At 68.9% G+C, this 21132-nt stretch carries 21 protein-coding genes; 14 read left to right on the top strand and 7 right to left on the bottom strand.

What is annotated here, in order from left to right; translation table 11 throughout:
* Positions 1 to 161 precede the first annotated feature (161 nt).
* Together ACIQFY_RS04515 and ACIQFY_RS04510 are read right to left on the bottom strand one after the other, a co-directional pair.
* A complete protein-coding gene (locus ACIQFY_RS04515; protein ID WP_400338448.1) occupies positions 162 to 599 on the bottom strand; it encodes a hypothetical protein in 438 nt (145 codons plus the stop codon).
* Positions 596 to 5776, bottom strand: a complete 5181-nt coding sequence (locus ACIQFY_RS04510) for a DUF6531 domain-containing protein (protein ID WP_400338447.1) — start codon at positions 5774 to 5776, stop codon at positions 596 to 598. The genes ACIQFY_RS04515 and ACIQFY_RS04510 overlap by 4 nt, the downstream gene beginning before the upstream one ends.
* A gap of 126 nt (positions 5777 to 5902) precedes the next feature.
* Between ACIQFY_RS04510 and ACIQFY_RS04505 the strand changes: the two genes are divergently transcribed.
* Entirely contained in the window at positions 5903 to 6079 is a 177-nt protein-coding gene (locus tag ACIQFY_RS04505; RefSeq protein ID WP_209685901.1) for a hypothetical protein, read from the top strand.
* A 229-nt stretch (positions 6080 to 6308) separates the two neighbouring features.
* Here the strand turns inward: ACIQFY_RS04505 and ACIQFY_RS04500 are convergent, their stop codons facing one another.
* Positions 6309 to 6938, bottom strand: a complete 630-nt coding sequence (locus ACIQFY_RS04500; RefSeq protein ID WP_326496808.1) for a TetR/AcrR family transcriptional regulator — start codon at positions 6936 to 6938, stop codon at positions 6309 to 6311.
* Between the two features lie 91 nt (positions 6939 to 7029).
* Between ACIQFY_RS04500 and ACIQFY_RS04495 the strand changes: the two genes are divergently transcribed.
* On the top strand, positions 7030 to 7776 hold the full coding sequence (locus ACIQFY_RS04495; protein ID WP_326496807.1) for an SDR family oxidoreductase: 747 nt from the start codon (positions 7030 to 7032) through the stop codon (positions 7774 to 7776).
* 31 nt (positions 7777 to 7807) lie between these two features.
* Here the strand turns inward: ACIQFY_RS04495 and ACIQFY_RS04490 are convergent, their stop codons facing one another.
* Positions 7808 to 8968: a hypothetical protein gene (locus tag ACIQFY_RS04490; protein ID WP_400338444.1), complete on the bottom strand. Its 1161-nt coding sequence runs from the start codon at positions 8966 to 8968 to the stop codon at positions 7808 to 7810.
* Positions 8969 to 9445: 477 nt separating this feature from the next.
* Here ACIQFY_RS04490 and ACIQFY_RS04485 point away from each other — a divergent pair, with 477 nt between their 5' ends.
* The 4 genes from ACIQFY_RS04485 (at position 9446) to ACIQFY_RS04470 (ending at position 12539) form a co-directional block, all read left to right on the top strand.
* Positions 9446 to 10051 carry a TetR/AcrR family transcriptional regulator gene (locus ACIQFY_RS04485; protein ID WP_326496805.1) on the top strand — a complete coding sequence of 202 codons (606 nt, stop codon included), beginning with the start codon at positions 9446 to 9448 and terminating at the stop codon, positions 10049 to 10051.
* Between the two features lie 38 nt (positions 10052 to 10089).
* Positions 10090 to 11646, top strand: a complete 1557-nt coding sequence (locus ACIQFY_RS04480; RefSeq protein WP_326496804.1) for an FAD-dependent monooxygenase — start codon at positions 10090 to 10092, stop codon at positions 11644 to 11646.
* A gap of 3 nt (positions 11647 to 11649) precedes the next feature.
* A complete protein-coding gene (locus ACIQFY_RS04475; protein ID WP_326496803.1) occupies positions 11650 to 12006 on the top strand; it encodes a hypothetical protein in 357 nt (118 codons plus the stop codon).
* A gap of 173 nt (positions 12007 to 12179) precedes the next feature.
* Positions 12180 to 12539 (top strand): VOC family protein, encoded by a 360-nt coding sequence (locus ACIQFY_RS04470; RefSeq protein WP_326496801.1) that lies wholly within the window; start codon positions 12180 to 12182, stop codon positions 12537 to 12539.
* 90 nt (positions 12540 to 12629) lie between these two features.
* Here the strand turns inward: ACIQFY_RS04470 and ACIQFY_RS04465 are convergent, their stop codons facing one another.
* On the bottom strand, positions 12630 to 13409 hold the full coding sequence (locus tag ACIQFY_RS04465; RefSeq protein ID WP_326496800.1) for an alpha/beta hydrolase: 780 nt from the start codon (positions 13407 to 13409) through the stop codon (positions 12630 to 12632).
* 9 nt (positions 13410 to 13418) lie between these two features.
* Positions 13419 to 13949, bottom strand: a complete 531-nt coding sequence (locus ACIQFY_RS04460) for a GNAT family N-acetyltransferase (RefSeq protein ID WP_326496799.1) — start codon at positions 13947 to 13949, stop codon at positions 13419 to 13421.
* A 320-nt stretch (positions 13950 to 14269) separates the two neighbouring features.
* On the opposite strand from ACIQFY_RS04460, the gene ACIQFY_RS04455 reads away from it, so the two are divergent.
* The 6 genes from ACIQFY_RS04455 (at position 14270) to eno (ending at position 18376) form a co-directional block, all read left to right on the top strand.
* Complete coding sequence (locus tag ACIQFY_RS04455) at positions 14270 to 14776, top strand: universal stress protein (protein WP_060915497.1); 507 nt, start codon at positions 14270 to 14272, stop codon at positions 14774 to 14776.
* Positions 14773 to 15516, top strand: a complete 744-nt coding sequence (locus ACIQFY_RS04450) for a 2,3-diphosphoglycerate-dependent phosphoglycerate mutase (RefSeq protein ID WP_055960826.1) — start codon at positions 14773 to 14775, stop codon at positions 15514 to 15516. Before ACIQFY_RS04455 ends, ACIQFY_RS04450 begins: the two co-directional genes overlap by 4 nt.
* Positions 15513 to 16016 (top strand): CrcB family protein, encoded by a 504-nt coding sequence (locus tag ACIQFY_RS04445; protein ID WP_239539765.1) that lies wholly within the window; start codon positions 15513 to 15515, stop codon positions 16014 to 16016. The genes ACIQFY_RS04450 and ACIQFY_RS04445 overlap by 4 nt, the downstream gene beginning before the upstream one ends.
* Positions 16013 to 16384 (top strand): CrcB family protein, encoded by a 372-nt coding sequence (locus ACIQFY_RS04440; RefSeq protein WP_055960823.1) that lies wholly within the window; start codon positions 16013 to 16015, stop codon positions 16382 to 16384. The genes ACIQFY_RS04445 and ACIQFY_RS04440 overlap by 4 nt, the downstream gene beginning before the upstream one ends.
* Before the next feature lie 26 nt (positions 16385 to 16410).
* Positions 16411 to 16896 carry an inorganic diphosphatase gene (locus ACIQFY_RS04435; RefSeq protein WP_055960822.1) on the top strand — a complete coding sequence of 162 codons (486 nt, stop codon included), beginning with the start codon at positions 16411 to 16413 and terminating at the stop codon, positions 16894 to 16896.
* Between the two features lie 145 nt (positions 16897 to 17041).
* The gene (gene eno / locus ACIQFY_RS04430) at positions 17042 to 18376 is read left to right on the top strand and encodes a phosphopyruvate hydratase (RefSeq protein WP_083393829.1); all 1335 of its coding nucleotides are present in this window, start codon (positions 17042 to 17044) and stop codon (positions 18374 to 18376) included.
* Here eno and ACIQFY_RS04425 read toward each other — a convergent pair.
* Positions 18361 to 19293 (bottom strand): LysR family transcriptional regulator, encoded by a 933-nt coding sequence (locus ACIQFY_RS04425; RefSeq protein ID WP_208385475.1) that lies wholly within the window; start codon positions 19291 to 19293, stop codon positions 18361 to 18363. The two genes, eno and ACIQFY_RS04425, sit on opposite strands and share 16 nt — an antisense overlap.
* Positions 19294 to 19458: 165 nt before the next feature.
* On the opposite strand from ACIQFY_RS04425, the gene ACIQFY_RS04420 reads away from it, so the two are divergent.
* Together ACIQFY_RS04420 and ACIQFY_RS04415 are read left to right on the top strand one after the other, a co-directional pair.
* A complete protein-coding gene (locus ACIQFY_RS04420) occupies positions 19459 to 20523 on the top strand; it encodes a TDT family transporter (RefSeq protein WP_240614499.1) in 1065 nt (354 codons plus the stop codon).
* 140 nt (positions 20524 to 20663) lie between these two features.
* Positions 20664 to 21092 carry a uracil-DNA glycosylase gene (locus tag ACIQFY_RS04415; protein ID WP_228506156.1) on the top strand — a complete coding sequence of 143 codons (429 nt, stop codon included), beginning with the start codon at positions 20664 to 20666 and terminating at the stop codon, positions 21090 to 21092.
* Positions 21093 to 21132: the final 40 nt, after the last annotated feature.

Raw genomic sequence — 21132 nt, 5'->3', positions numbered from 1 at the left:
CGGACCGGCTGTGCGCCTCGTGCAGTACGGGTGGGAGCCGACACGAGCCACGGGCCCCCACCGGTAGGGCGTCCCGCAGATCCGCGCCGCCTAGACTCCCCGATCGTCGTCGCGGTCCCCGTCAGGACAGTCACCGGACGGGCTGCGGAGGAGGCTTCCGGTCAGTCCGACGATGAACGGACGAAGAGGTAGTCGGGACGTGGCACATCGAGTGATCCGCTGTAGAAACCGAGTGCTCCGTTGGTCGGGTAGCCCTGGCGCACGAAGTGGTCATCGAAGTAGAACCGGATGCCGGGCGAGTCACCGTCGGCCACCGTCCATCGTCCGGAGAAGCTCGCCGAGTCCTCGCCGTTCGCACAACCCGGAGGGCTCGTCGCAGCGTTGCCGGTTCGGCACGCGAGGTCGATCGGGATGTTGCGCGCTGTGTACGTCCGGTCCGCCGACACGGTGAACTCCGTCGCTCCGTCGCCGTCTGCACCCTCGAGCACCCAGGTGCCGGTGTAGTCCTCCGGCTCGGGCTGTGCCATGACGGTGCAACCGGTCAACAACAGCGTCAGCACCGCGATCGACGTCGCGATGCCCGCCGAGTGTCTCGTCACCACTTCACCTTCTCCTTCCACGTGAACCGCTCCGTCACCCGTGAGAACGGCCCGTGGTCTCCAGCGGCTCGGTTCAACGCGTCGTAGTCGAGCCCGGGGATCCGCAGGGCCGAGCCGAGCGTGGTCTCGTTCGTTGCCGTGTACTCGACCACGGCGGTCCCGTCGTCGCCCTTCGACACGACCCTCGCATCCACGTCGTACGTCCCGAGGGCAAGGAGAGTCCGGTCCCGTTCGGACGCCACCGGCCAGGTGACGACTGTGCGGATGTCTCGCAGGAGGTTCTGGTTCGTCAACGACGCGGGTCCCGCCTGGTAGCCGTACCCGGTCGCGACGCCTGTCTCCTTCAAGTCGTCGAGGATGTCCCTGCGCTGGTCACCCGGCAGCTCGTTCTTCACGACCTGCGTCATCTTGCTGTCCGATCCGTAGAGCAATGTCCGGGGTGACGTGCCAGTCGCCCACCCGAACAGCATCTCGCCCTGCCCACTCGTCAGGACGGTCCCGGCGTAGAAGTCCGCCGCCATGCCGACGGGGATGCCGACCATCGGGAGCGGACTGAGCGCGCCGAGGACGACGCCGGGACCTGGCCTGCGTGGGTCGAGGAGTGACATGCCGAGCAGCCATGACAATGCGTGTGAGGCGTGCAGGTCCCCGTCCATGGAGAAGGCACCGTTGTTCGACAAGTGGTACGAGATCCCGAGCAAGCCTTGCCGGCCAGCTGCGTACGCCGCGAGTTCAGCGTCCGTGATCGGTCGGAGTCCGGTCGGGTCGGTCTGGTTGACCGGATCGTTACCAGCGAAGGCGTACGGGTTGTCGGCCCAGGCCGCACCTGCCACCGGGGGCAGGGGATCTGGGGACAGGAACGACCGTGCCGACGGGTCGTACGCTCGCGCTCCGCTCAGTTCGAGCCCAGCGACCATGACGGTGCCGGTCTGGCTGACCTCGATGCCGTCGGGGAGGCTCGGTGACGTCGCGACGTCGGCCGAGGACCACGGGTCGTGCATCTGCGCAGAGCGCGCCTGGCGCCAGCCTGAAGTCGACCAGATCCCGTCGACACCGAGCATCCCCGGTACGGAGACGATCGGAACCTCACCGATCGACAGCAGGGTGGGCACGGGGGCCGTCGGGTCCCAGCAGAGCGTCGTTCCGTCGACCTCGGCGAGTTCACCGAGAGCGTTCACCCACAGGTCGAAGCGCTTCACGCCTGCCCCGTCTTCACGCACGACGGCGCGGAGCTGACCGAGCTCGTCCCACTCGTACGTCGTGGTGCCGTCGTCGGTTGCGGCGAGGACACGCCTGCCCGAGCCGTCGTACTCGAACCGGACGACCGCGGTCCCATCGCCGCGGCGTTCGGCCCGCAGGAGCGCTCCGGCAGGATCGTGCAGGTACGAGGTGTTCCCGGACGCGCTTCGCTCCTCGAGCATCCGGCCGGACCGGTCGTAGGTCCAGGTCGACGCAGTCGTCCCGGTCGCGGCCACCAACTGCGACGCCTCGTCGTACTCGTACGTCACGGTCTTGCCGTCCGGATCGCGCACAGCCGTGACACGCCCTCGGCTGTCGCGCTCGAGCGTGGTCGCCCGCCCGCCTGACGTGTGCCCGACGACGAAGCCATCGCGGTACTGCCACGACTGACCCACGGACCCGGCGACGACCTCGGTCAGTCGGCCGTCACCGTCGTGTCGGAACGAGGCGTCGGGGAAGCCGGGTCGCCTGATGCCGGTCAGGATGCCCGCACGACCGCGGTCGTACTCGGTCCTGACTCCGTCTGGCGTGGTCATCGCGCGCTGATTGCCAGCGGCGTCGTACTCCCATCGGGTCGTCGTGCTCCGCCCGGCACGACTCGTCGTGCGCCGGACCAACTCCTGCCGGGCGCCGTACTCCAGCCGGTGCACGGTCTGCTCACCGTCGGGGTGGGTCATGTCGGTGATCGTGACCGATCGGCCGGACTCGTTCCGCGCGACTGCCGCAACGAGTCGGCCGTCCTGACGAACCTCGGCCAGCCGCCCAGCTGGGTCGTGCCCCCAGGTGGTCGTGTGGCCATCGGGATCCCTGCGGGCTGTCGGCCGGCCGGCCGCATCCCGCGTCCACGCCACGGCGCGGCTCATCGAGTCGGTCGTGGATGAGACGTCACCGCACCCGGTCCAGGTGGTCAGCGTGCGCCCGCCAGAGGGGCTGATCTCCTGTGTCACTCGTCCGAGGACGTCTCGGTGGAAGGTCGTGGAGTGCCCGAGCGCGTCGTCGACCGCGACCGCCTGCCCGGCAAGGTCCCGGGTGATCGTCCGTCGACCGTTGGTCGGGTCGTCGACAGTGACCAGGCGTCCGGCAGGGTCGTGACCGTACCGCGTCGTCCCGATGCCGGGCACTCGTTCCGCAACCAGCCGTGAACAGGCGTCGTACTCGAACGTCGTGACGGCGCCCGAGGGCTCGATGCGTTCCACGATCCGCGAGTCCGCATCGTACCGGAGCATCGTCCGGCCACCATCTGAGTCGGTCCACGCCGAGAGCCGGCCGCAGACGTCGTACTCGATGGTCGCACGGTCACCGAGCGGTGAGGCCCCGGCGACGACGCGGCCCGCGAGGTCGAGGTCCAAGAACGGTACTGACGCACGACGGTCTGTCTGCTCGACGACGGAGCGGACACCGGTGGGATCGATCCGGGCCGTGGGGCGCCCGATGGCGTCGTACTCCCGGAGCCATCGCCCACCTTCCGGATCCGTGACCTCCTGCAGTCGCGAGAGCCCATCGTGGAGCATCGTCCAGCGGGTACCGTCTGGCTGGAGGAGTTCGTGCACGTTCCCCAGACGGTCGTACTGGATGTCGCTCGCCCGTCCGAGCGGATCCGTGGCGCGCGTGAGGCTTCCACTCGCTCCGTACTCGTAGGTCGTCTGCCCACCAACCGGATCGACGACCGAGGTGACACGACCACCAGCGTCGCGTTCGAGCTTCCACACGGACCCATCCGGGGCCTCACATGACGTCACGCGGCCCGCAGGATCACGCTTGAAGCGCGTTCGGTGTCCCATGGGTGTGGTGGTCGTGACGACGTGACCAGCGTCGTCCCGCGTGTACCGAGTCGTCGCGCCCAGCGCGTCCCTGACGGCAACGAGATCACCCGAACGGTCGTAGTCGTACGTCAGCACGACACCTGCCGGATCCTCGACGCGGACGAGCAGGTCGTCCACCCATGCCAACGTGAAGCGGGCACCCCGTTCGTCGACGACGTGCGAGGGCGACGTCGCAGAAGAGTCGGCGTACTCGTACGAAACCCTTCCCCCATGGCGCTCGACGCGGTGCACGCGGTCGTGATCGTCGTGGGCCACGAGCGTGTCGGTCCCGTCCTCGGCCAGGGTCCGAGTGAGGCGTCCACGGTCGTCGTACGTGTGGACCGTGACTGACCCGTCACGCGCGGTCGAGGCAACCAGGTTCCCGTGCTCGTCGTGGCTCAACGATTGTCGTCGACCATCTGAGTCGGTGATCGAGACCACACGACCGTGACGATCGGACGTCCATGTGTTCGAGCGCGTGCCGTCCTCGTCGGCGACGGACGTGACTCGTCCGGGGAGGTACGCGAACCGGATCGTGCGCCCCTGCGGCGTCGTCTGCAGGACCACCCGACCGTGCTCGTCGTAGGTGTTCGCACACTCGACGACGCCGTCCGCAGCGGTCACCCGCTCGATCCGACCGTCGACGTCCCACGAGTACGTCCGTGTTCCGCCGGGACCCGTCACCGTTCTGAGTGCACCGTCGTCGGCGTACTCGTACGTGACCGTCCGGCCGTCGGACGAGCGCGCCGAACGGACCAGCCCGTCGAGGTGCAGGAGGTCGATGAACCGTCCGCGTCGGTGCTGGAGCCGCACGAGCCTCTCGTCGCCGTCCCGCACGGCTCTGGTGGTCGCCGCGGTCCCGGTACCGGTCGCGATCCACAGCCCGCTGGTCGTGAACGACCACCAGGAGCCGGCATTGTCGCGGACGACGAGGAGTACCTCACGGTCGGCCGTCGAACCCGCCGAAGGGTCGGGTTCTGGTGCCAGCCACAGGTTCTCTCCGACGGCACGGACCGCTGTGTCGCCCCGGGTCGGGAACGTGCTCCGTCGTCCGTCGTGGTGGACCAACTCGACGTGGTCGGCGAGGACTTCGAGGCGCTGGTCGAGGACCGAGGACCAGCCGCGACCGAAGGACCCACCGACGACGTCGAACGAGTTGTACATCCGCGTGAGCTCGAAGCCCTCAGCGCCTCCGGCGAAGGAGAGGTCACGCTCCAGCTCGACGAAGTTGCCGGTCGCCGTGTTCACGGGGTCGGCTGCGAAGCCACTGGTGGGGACCGCGCCGAGCAACGAGGGCTTGCCGAAGGCGAGGTCGGTCCGCGTCCTGCCCACCCCTGCCGCCAGGAGCGCGGCCAGGAGCGAACTGTCGTTCAGCGAGACGACATCGCCGCTCGCCCCGGCTGCCTCGAAGGCGGCTGCGACCGTGTTCGCCCAGTCCACGTCGCCTTCGTTCGCGGCCGACCAGGCCCGGAAGCCCGCGAGGAGCGGCGACAGGTCGACGCGGCCGAAGTCGCACCTCTGGGTGAAGCCCGCCAGGGCAGCCGCTATCCGCCCCGGCAGCGCCTGCACGCTGCCGTTGAGGGAGCTGGTTCCGGAGGCGAACGATCGGAGATGGTCCGGTCGCGCAGACGAGACACTGCCCCCGGTACCCGGACCGGCGCCCGGCGGCGGCGTGCTCCTCGTGCGCGCCTTGTAGCTCGTACTCGGGAAGGCCGGAACGTCGACCCTGCCACTGCTCGGCGGGGGTTCCTCACCGAAGATCTGGTCCCATGTGCTGTCGACGATGTCGGCCCGGCGAGCCATCACGCGATCCCGCCAGGCACGGGCCTCGCGACGACGGGTGTTCTCGGCGCGCGCGGCATCGCTCAGCGCACGGATGCCGCTCGCGACCTCGCCGAGCTTCGTGGTGAGCTCGCGCGCATCCTCCTGGGCGATCTCCGCGTTCGACCGGAACGTCTCTGCGAAACCGCCTGCGAAGTCGGTGCCGGCCAGCACGACGAGCGCCGCGCGCGACGGAGACTGAAGCTCCACCGTTGTCTTCGCCAGGTCGCACTGCCGTGCGAGGTCGTCGGCCGCGGCGAAGTCGTACGTCAGGTCCGGCAGCGCGTACGCGGTCAGGTCTGTCGGTCCAGTCACCGTTGTGTCCCCCCATGGAATCCGGTGTTGTCTCAGTCGAACCTAACGCAGGCTTGTCGCCCGTGCCGCTGATCCTCGAGGGAACCGGCCCGATGGATCGGACCACCTGACTACGGTGCTCGTACCGTGGCGAGGACCGGCTTCATCGTCGGGACGGTGATGGTCCCCCTCCCGCTCGCCAACGCCCTGCTCGACCGCGGGTGGGACTCCCTGCCGATCATCGCTATGACGGCCGCGTGGGCCGTGCTGGTGTCCGCGTCCTCGTTCGCGGCGGCGGCCACGAAGCCGGGTGGCCATCCCTGAGTGCACCAGCTGTGGCCCGTCCCCGTCGCGGTCATCGCGATGGTCCCCGGCGTCGCGATCACACTCCTGCTGGACGGGTGGCTCGCGTCGACGGCCCAGCACGCGACCAGGCGACGGGCGGATGCGGTCGCGCCTGCGGGATGCGCGCCTCCAGGTCCGGACGGGAGGCGCGGTGGCGGTCAGTCCCGCCGCTCGCGTCGCCGCGCGTAACCCTGGTACCGGGCGTTGATCAGTCCCAGGGACCGTCCGCGGTTCCGAGGTGCTCTGCACCGAGCGGTGTGATCGGCAGTGCCGCGAGGCTCGCGATCCCCACCTGCAGGAGCGCCGCTCGTGAGGTCCCGACGCGTCCGATCGCCCCCATCCCCTCGATGACCGCGCAGAAGTAGGTGCCGAGCGCCTCGGCGTCGGCGTCGGCCTCGACCTCGCCGGCCGCCTGCGCGTCCACGATGCAGGCCGTGTAGCCAGCGCGGATGGTGTCGAAGGCCTCGGTCACGGTGGCGGCCACCTCGGGGTCCCGAGCCGACAGCTCCACCGCCGCGCGGAGCAGCAGGGACGGCGGAGCCTGCGCAGCCCCGTGCTCGACCGCAGCGGAGACCAGCTGCGTCCGGATCCGCGCGATCGGGTGCTCGGCGCTCCGCAGGACGGACTGCACGACCTCGACGGCGTCGGCGGTGTCGCTGAGGAACGCGCGCATGAAGAGTTCCTTCTTGCCGCCGAACGTGTTGTACAGGCTCTGCCGACCGAGCCCCGTCGCCGCGAGCAGGTCGTCGAGCGACGTGCCGTCGAACCCGGACTCCGCGAACGTGCGCCGGGCGCGCTCGACCACGTCGGCCTCGTCGAACTTGCGCGGTCGGGGCATGCGGACTCCTCGGAAGTCGTTGTTGACTGATCAGTCAAGCACGGCGTACCGTTCTGGACCAAGCAGTCAACAACACGTTCAGGAGGTCATCATGACAGGAACACTGCAGGACAAGACCGCACTCGTCACGGGCGGGACGTCGGGCATCGGACTCGCGGTCGTGCGCCGCTTCGTCGCCGAAGGAGCTCACGTCTTCATCACTGGCCGGCGGCAGGAGGCGCTCGACGCACTGCGCGAGGAGTTCGGCGACGCGGTCACGCCGATCCGGGCGGACGCTGCCCAGCCGACTGACATCGCGACGGTCTTCGCCGCGGTCGCCGAGCGTGGTCGCGGTCTGGACGCCGTGCACGCGAACGCCGGCGGCGGGGAGTTCAAGGCACTGGACGCCGTCACCGCCGAGGACTTCGAGGCGACGTTCGGCACCAACGTCCGCGGGACCACCTTCACCGTCCAGGGCGCGCTGCCGTTCCTGCGCGAGGGCTCGGCCGTCGTGGTCACCGGTTCGACGGCGGCGTCCGGCACCGAGCCGTCGTTCGGCCTGTACGGGGCGTCGAAGGCAGCGATCGCGACCCTCACCCGCACGTGGGCGGCCGAGCTCGCACCGCGCGGCGTCCGGATCAACACCGTCGTCCCCGGGCCGACGGAGACGCCGGGTCTCGCGGGCCTCGCCACGGGCAGCCCGGACGCGATGCTCCAGCAGATGGCGAGCGGGATGCCGTTCGGTCGACTCCTCCGTCCCGAGGAGGTCGCCGCCACGGTGCTCTTCCTCGTGTCCGACCAGAGCTCGGGGATGACGGGGAGCGAGCTCCTCGTCGACGGCGGCAGCAGCATCGCCTGATCCACGGGTCGGCCGGGTTCCGGGCCGCCGGTCAGGACCGAGACGGATGCGCCGTCTCCTCGGTCAGTTCGATGTAGTCGACGGCGAGCCGTTCGACCGCTCGACGGAACGAAGGACCGGGCCCGGCGCCTCGTGCGTCGAGTTCATCGAGCTCGTCGTCGACGAGTGCGAGCTGCTGTGCACCCTGGGGCCCCTCGTGGCCGATCTCCCGGTGCACCCAGGACGCGAAGGTGCGGAGCGTCCAGTGCCCGAGGAGGAACCGGTGACTCGCGACACGCAGCGCGAGGAGCGGCACGTCGTCACCCGTGAGGTCCACGGGGCGCACCCCGGCCTCGACGAGTGCCGCCTGACCGAGCTCGACCGCGTCGGAGGTGGCGGCGCCGGAGTACAGGGAAGCGAGTGCGACGAGCGCGTCACCGTCGTGTCCTGACGCCACGAGCTCAGCCGCGAGGGCGCTCACCTCGTCGGTCGAGACCATCCCGAAGGCGAGAGCCGCATTCGCTTCCCGCAAGCTCGAGATCGTCGGACGGAACAACCCGCCGGTGCTTGACGTCGCGGGCCCTCCCCGATCGACCGGTCGGTCGTCGCTCGGAGGAGTGCGCAGCACTGCTGACCGAGGCTCCACCAGACCGCGAGGGACCTGAGCGAAACAGACCGTCGCCCCCGTGGATGGCTGGCCGTGACCGTGCTCGTGGGCGCACTCGCTGCACATCGTCAGCGATTCGTCCGGGTCCATCGAGTGTTCAGCCCACGGGTGCTCGCACTCCGGACAGGCCGTGGTCCGCAGCCGCTTGACGGCGTACCGGTGGTCGAGGACCACCGGTGCGGCCGTGCTCCAGGGCCGCCAGCGCCCCCAGCGACGCACCGCGATCGGTGTCGTCCCGACCTCGAGCAGCGCCTGGCTCTGCACCGACGTCGTCACGACGATCCGGGCGGGGGCGACCCCGACGAGCGTCACGGTCGTCGGGGTCACCTCGACCCGGTCGAGCACGAGCTCACCGGTCCCACCGACGGAGTCAGCGGAGACGTCGACCGCGTTGGGGACCGTCAGCGTCACCGGCAGACGAGCCGTCCCCACGCTCGTGCCGTGTTCGACGGCCCAGCCGCGCAGCACCACCCGCCCGTCGGTCACCTGCGCGTCGCCGACGTCGAAGGTCCCATCATCGAGCATCGCGAGGTCACGCAGGGGCACGGCGCGATCCTCCCATCGTGACGCCGGTCGCGACAGAGCGGTGCCGGTCGCGCGTCACGCGGGCGGCTACGGTGTGCGCGAGCTTCTCCGGCCGTACGCGGAACCCCCTCCTTCGCTGCCGGCGGGCATCGAAGCGAGTCGCCACCTGCTGCGCCTGCCGGATGAACCGGGAGATCTCGTGGGGCACCTGTCCCTCCACCCCGACCGCGTGTACGACGTGGAAGGGCCGTGAAGGCAGCGGCGTCGGGTCCGTCCCCGTCCAGGGGTTGCGGGCGTTGAGCGTCCGGTTGGGGATCCCCTACCGGGACGCGATCGCGACTCAGAGCGAAGTCAGGAGGACGACACGGAGCGACGCTGCTCACAGCACGGGTCGATGAGCGTCTCGTGAACGACCGTCTGTGAACAGGTACTCCTGATATCACGAGTTGCCCATTGAGCAACATTGCCCAATGGGCAACTGTGCTCTAGGTTGGTGTCATGACAGACGAGGTCTCGCTCCGTGAGCAGAAGAAGGCAGCGATCCGTGACGCGTTGAGCGTGACCACCGTGCTGCTCGCCCGGGAGCGGGGGCTCGACAACATCCGTGTCGAGGACATCGTCGGTCGGGTCGGAGTGTCGAGGCGGACGTTCGGGAACTACTTCTCGAGCAAGGAAGACGCGATCGCGGACCGCCACGTGCAACGCGTGCGCAAGGCAGCCGACGATCTGCTCCAGCGGCCACGCGAGGAGCCGTTGTGGACTGCCATCACGGAGGCGCTGCTCGCGCCGTACGAGGCAGGAGAGACGACGACCCCGTCCCGGGAGGAGCAGAGCGGGCTGCTTGCAGTGCTGTCGACGCCGGGCATGCAGTCAGCCGTCGACCGAGGTGCTCGCGCAGCGAACGCAGTGTTCGCGGCCGCCGTCGCGGCCCGCTCAGACGCAGCACCGGAAGATCCCGTTCCTGGTCTGGTGTCCGCCGCTGCGCTTTCGACCTTGTTGACAACGCTGGAGTCCTGGGCGGCGCGCCCGGAGCCACACCCCCTCCAGCCGTTCCTCCGAGCTGCGTTCCAACTCCTCGGCGACGGTTTCGGCCACCTCCGCTGACCACTGATCCCACACTCTTCGTCAGAAGGAAGACCATCATGTACGACGTCGTCATCGTCGGAGGCGGACCCGTGGGCATCTTCGTCGCCTGCGAGCTGAAGCTCGCGGGTGTGAACCCCCTCGTCCTCGAACGCCTCCCCGAGATCAACCAATGGGACAAGGCGCACGGCTTGACCGGGCAGGTCGTCCGACTACTGGATCACCGCGGCTTGTTCGAGCGGTGCGCTGGGAGGGCCGTCCCGGAGCCGGCTCCGAGCTTCTTCTTCGGAGCGCTGCCGTTGCCGCTCCACACGCTCGGCGACCGCAACCCGATGTACCTGCTCCACATCAACCAGCGCGACCTCGAGAGCGTGCTCAACGACCGCGCAGCAGAACTCGGCGTCGAGATCCGTCGCGGCGTCGAGATGTGCTCCTTCACCCAACACGACGACTCCGTCATCGTCGACCTTGTCGACGTCGCGAGCGGAGCAGAGAGCACCGTGTCGGCGCAGTACCTCGTTGGTAGTGACGGGGCGCGGAGCACTGTGCGGAAGCTCTCCGGTATCCGCTTCCCCGGCAACACCGACCACCACGTCGTGGATCGCACAGCCCTGATCGCACCAACTGAGCAGCTGACGCCCGCCAGCCCCGGGAAAGTGCATGTTGCGGGTCTGGGAGCGATCGCGGACAGCTTCCACCGGACCGAAACCGGCGTCGTCACCATCGCCCTCCGTGACCCGGAGCACCCGCTGGTCTACACCGCGGAATGGGAGGACCAGCCTGACCGCAGCTTCCCCGGTGAGGGAGCAGCCATGACGTTGACCGAGATGGAGGACAGCCTCGAGCGCGTCCTCGGCGTCCGCCTCGACCTCCACGCGCCAGCCGACGGTGAGCCGACGTTGCTGCGTCGTCTGACCGGTCGGAACACCCGCGTCGCGGACCGCTACCGCGACCGGCGGATCTTCCTCCTCGGCGATGCCGCACACGTGCACTCCGCCGCCGGCGGACCCGGCCTGAACCTCGCGCTGCAAGACGCGGCGAACCTCGCCTGGAAACTCGCCGCCAGCCTCCACGGCTGGGCCCCCGCGGGCTTGCTCGACACCTACGAGACAGAGCGCCGCCCGCTCGGGCAACGCGTCTTCATGCAGACCCAAGCGCAGACCGCGCTGATGGCGCCCGGCTCGGATGTCACAGCCCTCCGCGACCTCTTCGCCGAGATGCTCGCCGACACGACCACCGTGCAGCGCGTCGCAGATCTCCTCGCCGGCTCGGACGTCCGCTACGACATGGGTCCCGCGAACCCCGACGGCCCTACCGGATGGTTGGCACCGTCAACACAGGTCGAACTCGCCGACGGGACCCTCCGCAGGATCCCGGAACTGCTCCGCACCGCCCACCCCATCGTGCTCGACGCGACCGGCGGACTCCGCCACGCCATCGCCCCATGGAACGACCGCGTGGACTACGTGCCGCTGGCCGCAACGAACGAACAGACCTCGATCCTGATCCGACCCGACGGATTCATCGCCTGGTCCCACACCGATCCCGCCTCCCTCACAGAGGCACTTGCCGCATGGTTCGGAACACCCGACCACGGCTCTGCTGGAACGGTGTGAAGCGTGAACCTCGACGTGATCGGAGCCGCGATCGTCTCGATCAGCGGCGCGCTCTTCGCGACCGCTTCGAGCTGGTGTCTGATCGGTCTCTTCCTCGGAACACGAGCAAAGCCTGTGCTCCCAGCAGCTTCCAGAGCCCACCTGTTCACGTCGGCATCGACGGTCTTCGCCGGGCTCGTGGTCCACATCATCGGATTCTTCCCCGAAGCCTTCGTGCTCATCTACGCGGGTGCAACGTCAACGCTTGTCGCCGTCTTCGTCGCACGTACGACGGAACGCACTACTCCCCGCCGGGTCACGGGACCAGCACTACTCACCGCAAGCGGGATCGTCGCGCTCACCATCGGGCTGCTCATCTGACCGCTGAACAGTCCCAGGGCGAAGGCACGTACGCATGAACGCGTCGTTCGGCGTCCTCACCTACACCCGTCTCTCCGCGGAGCGAGTCCGCCCCGTCGTCGTCCGTCCGACGATCGATCATCGGACGCTCGAGGGCGTGAGTTCTCTGGCGCTCGGGCTTTGACACCGATACCGTGCTCGACCTGACTGCGACGGGCATCGGCGGGCTCTTCTTCCGGAGTCGAGATCCGGAAGCCCGCGCCGCGTGGTACCGGAAGCACCTCGGCATCGACGCCGGCGCGGACACCTTCTGGCGGCAAGCAGCCGGTGTGACGGTCTTCGCACCGTTGCCTGCTGACAGCGACTACTTCGCCGCCGACCAGCCCCTCATGCTCAACATCAGGGTGACGGCACTCGACGAACTGATCCGCCGTCTCGAAGCGGACGGCATCGCGGTCGAGCGCCGCGCCGAGTGGGAGACAGAGTACGGGCGCTTCGTCCGTGTGCACGATCCAGAGGGACTGCCGCTCGAGCTGTGGGAAGAGAACAGTTAGCGTCTGCCCTGGTGGAGTTCGGTTGCATGGTTCCTCTGGAGTCGACCATGTGGCCCTGATCAGGGGAGCGACTGCCCGGTTGGCGATCGTCTACCGGTCGATGCGTGCGAGCCAGTCGCGGATCAGGGCGGCGGTGATTCCGGGTTGTTCGAGGTGCACGTTGTGTCCAGCACCGTCGAGGACGACGAAGCTCCCTCGCGGGTAGTGGTCCCGGAGTGCGAGCCCGTCCTCGTAGCCGACGACGTCGTCCTGCCGACCGAACAGGTGCAGCGCCGGAGCGGTGAACGGTTCCGGGTGGCGCTCCTCCGGCACGGCATCGAGTGCGTAGTCGGCGGCGATACGGTCCATCACAGCAGGGTCGGCACCACGGAGACCCGGCAGCACGTACCGCTCGAACGCTCTGAACGCGGCGGCGTCCTGGATGACGCTGACCTCCTCGAATGCTGCTCGCGCATCGCCGGCGGCCTCGAGGACGGACGGTTCGGTGTACAGCACGGTGCGCTCGGGGACAGCACGGTCTGCGTGTGCCGGATGCACCACACCCGCCAGGGTCGCGATGCCGAGGACGTGGTCTCGGCGTTCGTGGGCGACGTGTCGGGCGATCATGCCGCCGAAGGAGTTCCCGATGACAGCGAAGGGCTCGTCGCCGAGGTGGTCGTCGATGTCGGCGAGGACCTCGGCGGCCACGTCGACCGCGCTCGTCGCGGTCGCGGTCACAGCGGCGGCTTCAGCCCACGGCAGGTCGAGGAACACCAGCCGCCACGGCAGACCCTGCACCGCGTCCGCCAGCGGCAGCATGATGCGGTGGTCCACCCCGAAGCCGTGGAGGGCGACGAGCGGACGACCAGAACCAAGGACTCGCGCGATCACCCAGCAAGCCTACGAGTAGCCAGTACCGACAGTTGATCGGTGAGCGAAGCGGACTCCGGAGCGGATCGCGGAGCGCCGCACCCGCGCCGCCCCGTGCTGCTCGACCGCTTCGAGCGTCGCCCCGTGGCGTTCGAGCGTCGCGACCGACCCCGCATTGTCTTCGAGACAGAACGCCACCACGGGATCGATCCCCAGTGAAGCGGCGCGAAGCAACACTTCACCGAGCGCCCACGTCGCGACACCTCGCCCGCGGGCGGACGGCCGGATCCCGTACCCGATGTGACCGACGCTCTGCACGCGCTCGTCATCAGCAGCACGGAGCGCGATCCCACCGAGGACTTCCCCGTCTTCGACGATCCACCACAGCTCGGTCGGGCCGTGCTCGATCCGAGCGACCCAGTCGCGGAAGCCGTCGACCGTGTTCACCTCATCGTCCGAGGTGATTCCGAAGCCGTCTTCGTGCAGCCCGGGACCCCACTCGCGACGTGCTTCGCTCCGCTCCTGGAACAACTCCGCACGCGGTCTCACCAGCTCGAACACACCTCATCCTTGCAACCAGACAGGGCGGACACCAGAAGCGCAGTGGTGCGATGGGGAGCACGCACCGTGACCGACAGACGGTCCTGGACCGGACTCGATCGCACGTGTGGGCAGCTTCGCTCCGTGTCGTCGGAATCGCTTCCTTCGGTGTCGGGACGTCGCGGGTGCGCGAGACGGCCCGCGTGACTTGGGGTTCGGGTGCATAATGGTGGTGTCTTCGGACCCGGTAGTGGGGCTTGCCGGACCCAACCTCGACAGTTGTCGACAACAGTCCCTATCTCAGCTGGTCGCGCTTCTGCGCGCCTGAGGTAGGGAGTGTCATGACAGCACCAATCGGTTCCGGACCGGTCGTCGTCGGCGTCCTGCCCGGCCTCGCTCCGGGGGTCATCGAGGTTGCGTCGTCTATCGCGCGGCGCTTCGGTACGACGCTGGTGTGCGTCAGCGTGGATGCATCGCTCTTCGATGCCGGTACGCGCTCGGACGGGTCGGTGATGGTGGAACCGATCGACCCTGACACCGCTGACACGACACCGCAGGGCTTGTCGGACAGTGACAAGGCGGCAGTACGTGCTGCCGCAACGACCTACGGCGTCGACGTCACGTTCGTCCCGGGTGTCGGGGATCCGAGCCGGGCACTGTCGCAGGTGGCCGAAGACCGCGACGCGGCGATGCTGGTCGTCGGGGCCAGGACGGGAGCGGGTCGAATCGCGGAGTTCTTCACGGGGTCGGTCGCGGTACGGCTGACCCATCAGCAGCACCGTTCAGTGCTCGTAGTGCCCGTTGATCCGGTCGGGTTCGATGCCCCACTGCCGTGGGACACCCCGTGACCGGCCAGCTTGTTCTGCTCCGCCACGGACAGAGCACTGCGAACGCTGCCGGTACCTTCACCGGCTTGCGAGACGTCGCGCTGACCGAACAGGGCAGCGCCGAAGCGAATCGGGCTGGGTTGCTACTTCTGCATGCCGGCATCCGACCGGACCTCGTGCTCACGTCGACGCTCGAGCGGGCGCTCCACACGGCGGAGCTCGTCACCGACGTCCTCGGACGTGATGCGCCGATCGAGTCGACGTGGCGGTTGAACGAGCGGAACTACGGCGCCCTCACCGGCATGTCCAAGCAGAATGCGCAAGCGGCGTTGGGGGCGGAGCAGTTCTTCGCTGTTCGTCGGACCCGCACGGGACGGCCACCACGCATGTCGATCCGCGCGTGGCTGGCGCTCCGGCGGACGCCGGCGCTTCGTGGACTGCCGTGGGCGGCACTTCGTCGAACCGAAACACTCTCCGACGTCATCCGCCGGGTCCAACCCGTCCTGTCGCACAGCATCACCCCGGCACTCCGCGACGGGCAGACAGTGCTCGTCGTCGCGCACGGCAACTCACTGCGGGCACTGTGTGCCTGCATGGACGGCCTAACTGACGGTGAGCTCGCGGACCTGAACCTCCCCACGGGCGAACCCCTGATCTACCGGTTCGACGGCGACGGTGGGTTCTGTCCGCGGGGTGGGGAGTACCTGCATCCGGCAGCACGAGCAGCAGCGGCAGCGGTCGCTGCGGAAGGTGGAACATGACCTCCCGAACGGACACGCAGCTGCCCGATGGGCAGCTCCCGCCCGACCCAGACATCGACGCCAACGACCCGGAACGTATCGACCGGCCAGTGCATCTGCGGTGGCGGTACCTCGGTGTCGTCGCACTCGGCGGCGCCATCGGTACCGCCGCACGCGACGGACTCAGCACCGCGTTCCCCGCTCAGCAGGAGGTGTCCTGGGCGATCTTCTGGATCAACATCGCCGGCGCGCTCCTACTGGGTGTGCTGCTGGAACACCTCGCGCATCGCGGACCTGACGAGGGTCGCCGCCGGACACTGCGCCTGCTTCTGGGAACCGGTGTCCTCGGCGGGTTCACCACCTACAGCACCCTCGCGACCAGCACCGCGGTGTTGTTCCTCGCTGGCCGCGGGTTGGCCGGCACCGGGTACGCGCTCCTGACGGTCCTCGCCGGCGCGATCGCCACCGGTAGCGGCCTCGCGATCGCGGGTTTGGTCCGACCGAACGGGGCCACATCATGAGCGCCCTGGCCTTCCTCAGCGTCGCGGTCGCTGGCGGTGTCGGCGCGGCCGCACGGTTCTTCGTGGATGGTGCGATCAACCGGGGTCGGCAGTTCCGGCTCCCGGTCGGGACGCTGACGATCAACATCACCGGCTCGTTCCTGCTGGGCTTGATCACCGGCGCCGCCGGTCACCTCGGCGCCACCCCCGTCGCGGTGCTCGGAACAGGGCTCATGGGTGGCTACACCACGTTCAGCACCGCCAGCTTCGAGACCGTCCGCCTCGCACGCACTGGCCGCACCACCGCGGCTGCCGTGAACGGGCTCGGGATGCTCGTCGTCTCCGTCGCCGCAGCCGCCGGGGGCGTCACCCTCGGCACCCTCACTTGACCATCCGACTGGGAGACGAACAGCTCATGCACTTCGACATCACGATCGAGATCCCCCGCGGCAGCGGCAACAAGTACGAGGTCGACCACGCCACCGGACGGATCCGCCTGGACCGGGCGGTGTTCACCAGCATGGTGTTCCCGCAGGACTACGGCTCGATCGACGACACTCTCGGCGATGACGGCGACCCCCTCGACGCGCTCGTGCTGCTGCCCCGGCCCACGTTCCCCGGCGTCGTCATCGACGTCCGCCCGGTCGGGATGCTCCGCATGGTCGACGAGAACGGCGGCGATGACAAGATCCTCACCGTCCCCGCCGGAGACGTCCGCTTCGACCACGTCCAGGACATCTCCGACGTCGCCGAGCCGGTCCTGGCGGAGATCGAGCACTTCTTCGCCCACTACAAGGAGATCGAGCACGGCAAGCACGTCACCACCAACGGGTGGGCGAACCGTGTCGACGCCGAAGCCATCATCCGCGCCGCACAGGAACGGTTCACCCCGCACCCCTGACCGGCACCCGCGCACCCGACACCATCCAGTGCGCGCCCTGAACCGCCGTGGGGAGGCAACTGGCGCCCAGTGATCGCCAGGAGGTCGTCCCTCCGCCTCCCCGCGGCCCACACCCGCACGACCAACCCGAAAGGCGACAACCGCCGTGAACGACTACATCAGCAACGTCCACCACACCACCCACCATCAGGGCGAGTACGTGACCCACACCAGCCGCCCCGTCACCATCAGCAGCCTGCACGGCTCCCGGATCCTCGACTCCCGCGGCTACCCGACGATCCAGGTGCGTCTCGAGCTCGAGGACGGCACCGTCGTCACCGGTGACGCCCCCGCAGGCGCATCCACTGGCGCGCATGAGGCTGTCGAGCTTCGCGACGGCGGCAGCAGCTACGGCGGCCGCGACGTGAGCCAGGCACTGCACCTCATCACGACGGACGTCGCACCGATGATCACCGGCCAGTCGTGGACCTCGATCGGGCAGGCCGACGCCGCCCTCGCTGCCCTCGACGGCACCCCGAACCACCGCCGGCTCGGCGCGAACAGTGTCGTCGCGACCTCGATCGCGATGGCACGCGCTCTCGCCGCCGCAGCGGAGCTGCCGCTCTGGCGTTGGATCGCAGACGTCACCGGCAGCACGCCCCGCCTGCCCGTCCCGCACTTCAACGTGCTCAACGGCGGAGCGCACGCAGCGAACGCGCTCGACTTCCAGGAGTTCATGATCGCCCCGGTGAACGCCGAGACCATGACCGACGCGGTTCGGATCGGATCGGACGTCTACCACGCGCTGGCGGCACTGGTCCGGGAACGGTTCGGCAGTCTCGGTCTCGGGGACGAAGGCGGCTTCGCCCCGTCGATCGCCGCGCCCGAGGAGGCCCTCGACCTCCTCGTCGCCGCGATCAGTGCCGCCGGTTACGAGCCCGGCGTGGACACCGTCGCGATCGCACTCGACCCGGCGGCGAACGAGTTCGCGCTCGGTGACGGTAGCTACCGGGTCGTGGACCGCCGGCTCGACCGCGCAGGCATGGTCGACTACTACCGCGACCTCATCAGCCGGTATCCGATCCGGAGCATCGAAGACGGCTTCTCCGAAGATGACCACGGCGGCTGGAAGGCGATGTCGTTCGCGCTCGGCGACATGCTCCAGATCGTCGGCGATGATCTCTACGTCACCGATCCGCAGCGCATCCGCGACGGTGGGAAGGACGGGCTCTCGAACGCGGCGCTCATCAAGCCGAACCAGATCGGCACCGTCTCCCAGACCCTCGACGCGATCGGCGTCGCACGCTCGCTCGGGATGCGGAGCATGGTGTCGCACCGGTCCGGCGAGACCACCGACACGTTCATCGCGGACCTCGTCGTCGGCACCGGAACCGGACAGATCAAGTCCGGCGCACCCGCCCGCGGAGAACGCGTCGCCAAGTACAACCGGCTCACCGAGATCGCGGAGAACAATCCGGAGCTGCCCTACGGGCTGCGCTGACCCCGACCGGTCACCTCGTGGGCGACGCGCAGGAAAGCAGAACCAGCTGGCTGAGGCTCTCCCGACCAGATCGCCCGCAACGGCCGGGCAAGTGGCGGCCCAGCGAGCGGGACCCGCACCAGCGACCCGTCGTTGATGTCGGCGGCGACCGTGCGAAGGCTCATCACCGCCGGTGCAATTCCAGCCTGCGCGTTCGCCCGGATGATGCTCGTGGTCTCCAGCACCGCGGCCGGAACCGACATGCTCAAACCGGCCTCCCTGAGCCATGCGGCGAGGGTCGCGCGAGTTCCGGAACCTTCTTCCCGCAGGAGCAGAGCCGTCGCCGCCAGGACCTCCGCAGTGATCCCGGTCGACCGAGCCCAGGGATGTTCCGGCGCAACGACGACCGCGAGCTCATCGTCCGCGATCACCTGCGCGGACACACCTGCCGCCGTCACCGGGGTCTCCGTGAACCCGAGGTTCGCGCCACCCGACTGCACGAGGTCCGTCACCGCGGCGGAGTTGCCCGCGATCAGGCGCACCCGCACGTCGGGTTCGCGGCGGCGGAATTCGAGCAGCCAGCCCGGCAGCAGCAGCTCCGCGATCGTCTGTGACGCTGCGACGACGAGCGAACCCGTGGGAGTCCGCAGCGCAGCCACTCCTGCTTCGAGGTGGCGAGACGCGTCGAGGACCGGTCCGGCCAGCCCGACGACGAGCCTGCCGGTCTCGGTCAGCACCGACCCCGTGGTCGAGCGGTGCACCAACAAGTGACCGACCATGCGCTCGGCGACCCGGATCCGAGCAGACACTGCCTGTTGCGTGACGCCGAGCGCTCCAGCGGCAGCGGAGAGGGAGCCGGTCTCGGCGACGCGTGCGAGCACGTCGAGTGTGTCGAGGTCGAGGGTTCGGTCCGTGAGTCGCCGTAGTGCCACAATCATTGATTGTGCCCTGCCAAGAGGTTCCGGGTACCGCCAGAGGCAGGATTCGCGCAGGCTTGGCCCATGACAACGCTCCGCACGGACCCTGCACCCGCGAACGGTAGCCAGCTGCCCCAACGGCCGCAGACGGCGTTGTTCCGTGACCTGGAGCGGCCAGGCCTGATCGTGTCGAATCTCACACCGAACTGGTTCGCGTCGATCATGGGCACGGGGATCGTCGCTGTCGCAGCTGCGTCACTGCCGCTGCAGTTCCCCGGGCTGCGCCTCGCGGCGACGGTCGTGTGGGCGATCGCCGCGGTGCTCCTCGTCGCCCTCACGACCGCGACGGTGCTGCACTGGATCCGCTACCGGAGCACTGCAGCCGGGCACCAGCTCAACCCGGTGATCTCGCACTTCTACGGCGCACCACCGATGGCGTTCCTCACCGTCGGCGCCGGGACACTCCTGCTCGGCAAGGACTGGGTCGGCCTGCCCGCCGCCGTCACCATCGACTGGGTCCTGTGGACCATCGGCACCATCGGAGGACTGCTCACGGCAGTGCTCGTGCCGTACCTGGCGTTCACCCGCCACGAGAACAAGCCCGACTCCGCGTTCGGCGGCTGGCTGATGCCGATCGTCCCGCCGATGGTGTCCGCCTCCACCGGTGCGCTCCTGCTGCCGTACGCCCCCGCCGGGCAGGCGCGGGAGACGCTGCTGTGGTCCTGCTACGGCTTCTTCGGCCTCAGCCTCATCACGTCGCTGGTCGTGATCACGCTGATCTGGAACCGTCTCGCGCAGCACAAGGTCGGGGCCGCCGGCATGGTCCCGACTCTGTGGATCGTCCTCGGGCCGGTCGGACAGTCGATCACCGCGGTGAACCTCCTCGCATCGAACGCCCCCACCGTTGTCGATGCGAGTACCGCGCATGCCCTGCTGGTCGTGGCGCTGGTGTACGGGTTCGCGATGCTCGGCTTCGCGCTGCTGTGGACCGTCATCGCCCTCGCGATCACCATCCGCACTGCCCGCGAACACTTGCCGTTCAGCCTGACTTGGTGGTCCTTCACGTTCCCCGTCGGGACCTGCGTCACCGGCCTGAACGGGCTCGCCCTGCACTCAGGCCTGACCGTCGTTGCCGTCCTCGCCGTCATCTACTACGCCGGCCTCGTCGCCGCATGGATCACCGTTGCCCTTCGCACCTTTCACGGATCCGTCATCCGTGGCACCCTGCTGGCACCGCCACAGCCGGCATGAGTACCCCCGAGGAACTCGCTGACGTTCGATCGCTGAACGGTCTCGCGGAGACGTGGCGGACCGCGCCCGACGGCAGCCGACGGTTCGTCCCGAGCTTCGACCCACGATCCGGCGGCAGATTCAGCCGTGTCCTGGTCCTGATGCAGTCGCCTGGCCCCCAGACCATCGCCGCAGCGCACGCAGCGATCTGCAGCGAGGACAACCCGGGCCCGACCGCGGCCGCGTTCCGAGCAGCCCGTATCGAGTCCGGACTCGCACGCGGCGAGTACGTCCGCTGGAACCTTGTCCCATGGGAACTGCCCGACCGCGTGCGACTCGAGGACATCGACGAGGGGCGGCATGCCCTCGCCACACTGCTCGCGGCCCTCCCCGCTCTCACTGCGATCGTCACGTACGGGGCCGTTGCCCTCGACGGCGTCATGCGACACTTCACCCTGGACGAGCACCCCCGACTCCTTCCGGTCATCGCAGCACCACATCCGTCTCCCGCCAACGGCCGCCACCGATCGGAACAACACCTCCGTTCCGTGCAAGCACTCCGGCTCGCCGCGCGAGCGCGGCAGACGTAACAAATACGAACGATTCCGCTACAACTATCCGTACCGGCGC

It is taken from the genome of Curtobacterium sp. NPDC092190 (genome assembly GCF_044755625.1).
Taxonomy (GTDB): Bacteria; Actinomycetota; Actinomycetes; order Actinomycetales; family Microbacteriaceae; genus Curtobacterium.
This window is presented reverse-complemented; position numbering and strand designations above follow the sequence as displayed.

Excerpts from the sequence above, each read along its gene's own strand:
- ACIQFY_RS04500 (WP_326496808.1), bottom strand. The coding sequence starts at position 6,938 with ATGCCCCGACCGCGCAAGTTCGACGAGGCCGACGTGGTCGAGCGCGCC.
- ACIQFY_RS04495 (WP_326496807.1), top strand. The coding sequence starts at position 7,030 with ATGACAGGAACACTGCAGGACAAGACCGCACTCGTCACGGGCGGGACG.
- ACIQFY_RS04485 (WP_326496805.1), top strand. The coding sequence starts at position 9,446 with ATGACAGACGAGGTCTCGCTCCGTGAGCAGAAGAAGGCAGCGATCCGT.
- ACIQFY_RS04480 (WP_326496804.1), top strand. The coding sequence starts at position 10,090 with ATGTACGACGTCGTCATCGTCGGAGGCGGACCCGTGGGCATCTTCGTC.
- ACIQFY_RS04455 (WP_060915497.1), top strand. The coding sequence starts at position 14,270 with ATGACAGCACCAATCGGTTCCGGACCGGTCGTCGTCGGCGTCCTGCCC.
- ACIQFY_RS04445 (WP_239539765.1), top strand. The coding sequence starts at position 15,513 with ATGACCTCCCGAACGGACACGCAGCTGCCCGATGGGCAGCTCCCGCCC.
- ACIQFY_RS04440 (WP_055960823.1), top strand. The coding sequence starts at position 16,013 with ATGAGCGCCCTGGCCTTCCTCAGCGTCGCGGTCGCTGGCGGTGTCGGC.
- ACIQFY_RS04435 (WP_055960822.1), top strand. The coding sequence starts at position 16,411 with ATGCACTTCGACATCACGATCGAGATCCCCCGCGGCAGCGGCAACAAG.
- ACIQFY_RS04425 (WP_208385475.1), bottom strand. The coding sequence starts at position 19,293 with ATGATTGTGGCACTACGGCGACTCACGGACCGAACCCTCGACCTCGAC.
- ACIQFY_RS04415 (WP_228506156.1), top strand. The coding sequence starts at position 20,664 with ATGCAGTCGCCTGGCCCCCAGACCATCGCCGCAGCGCACGCAGCGATC.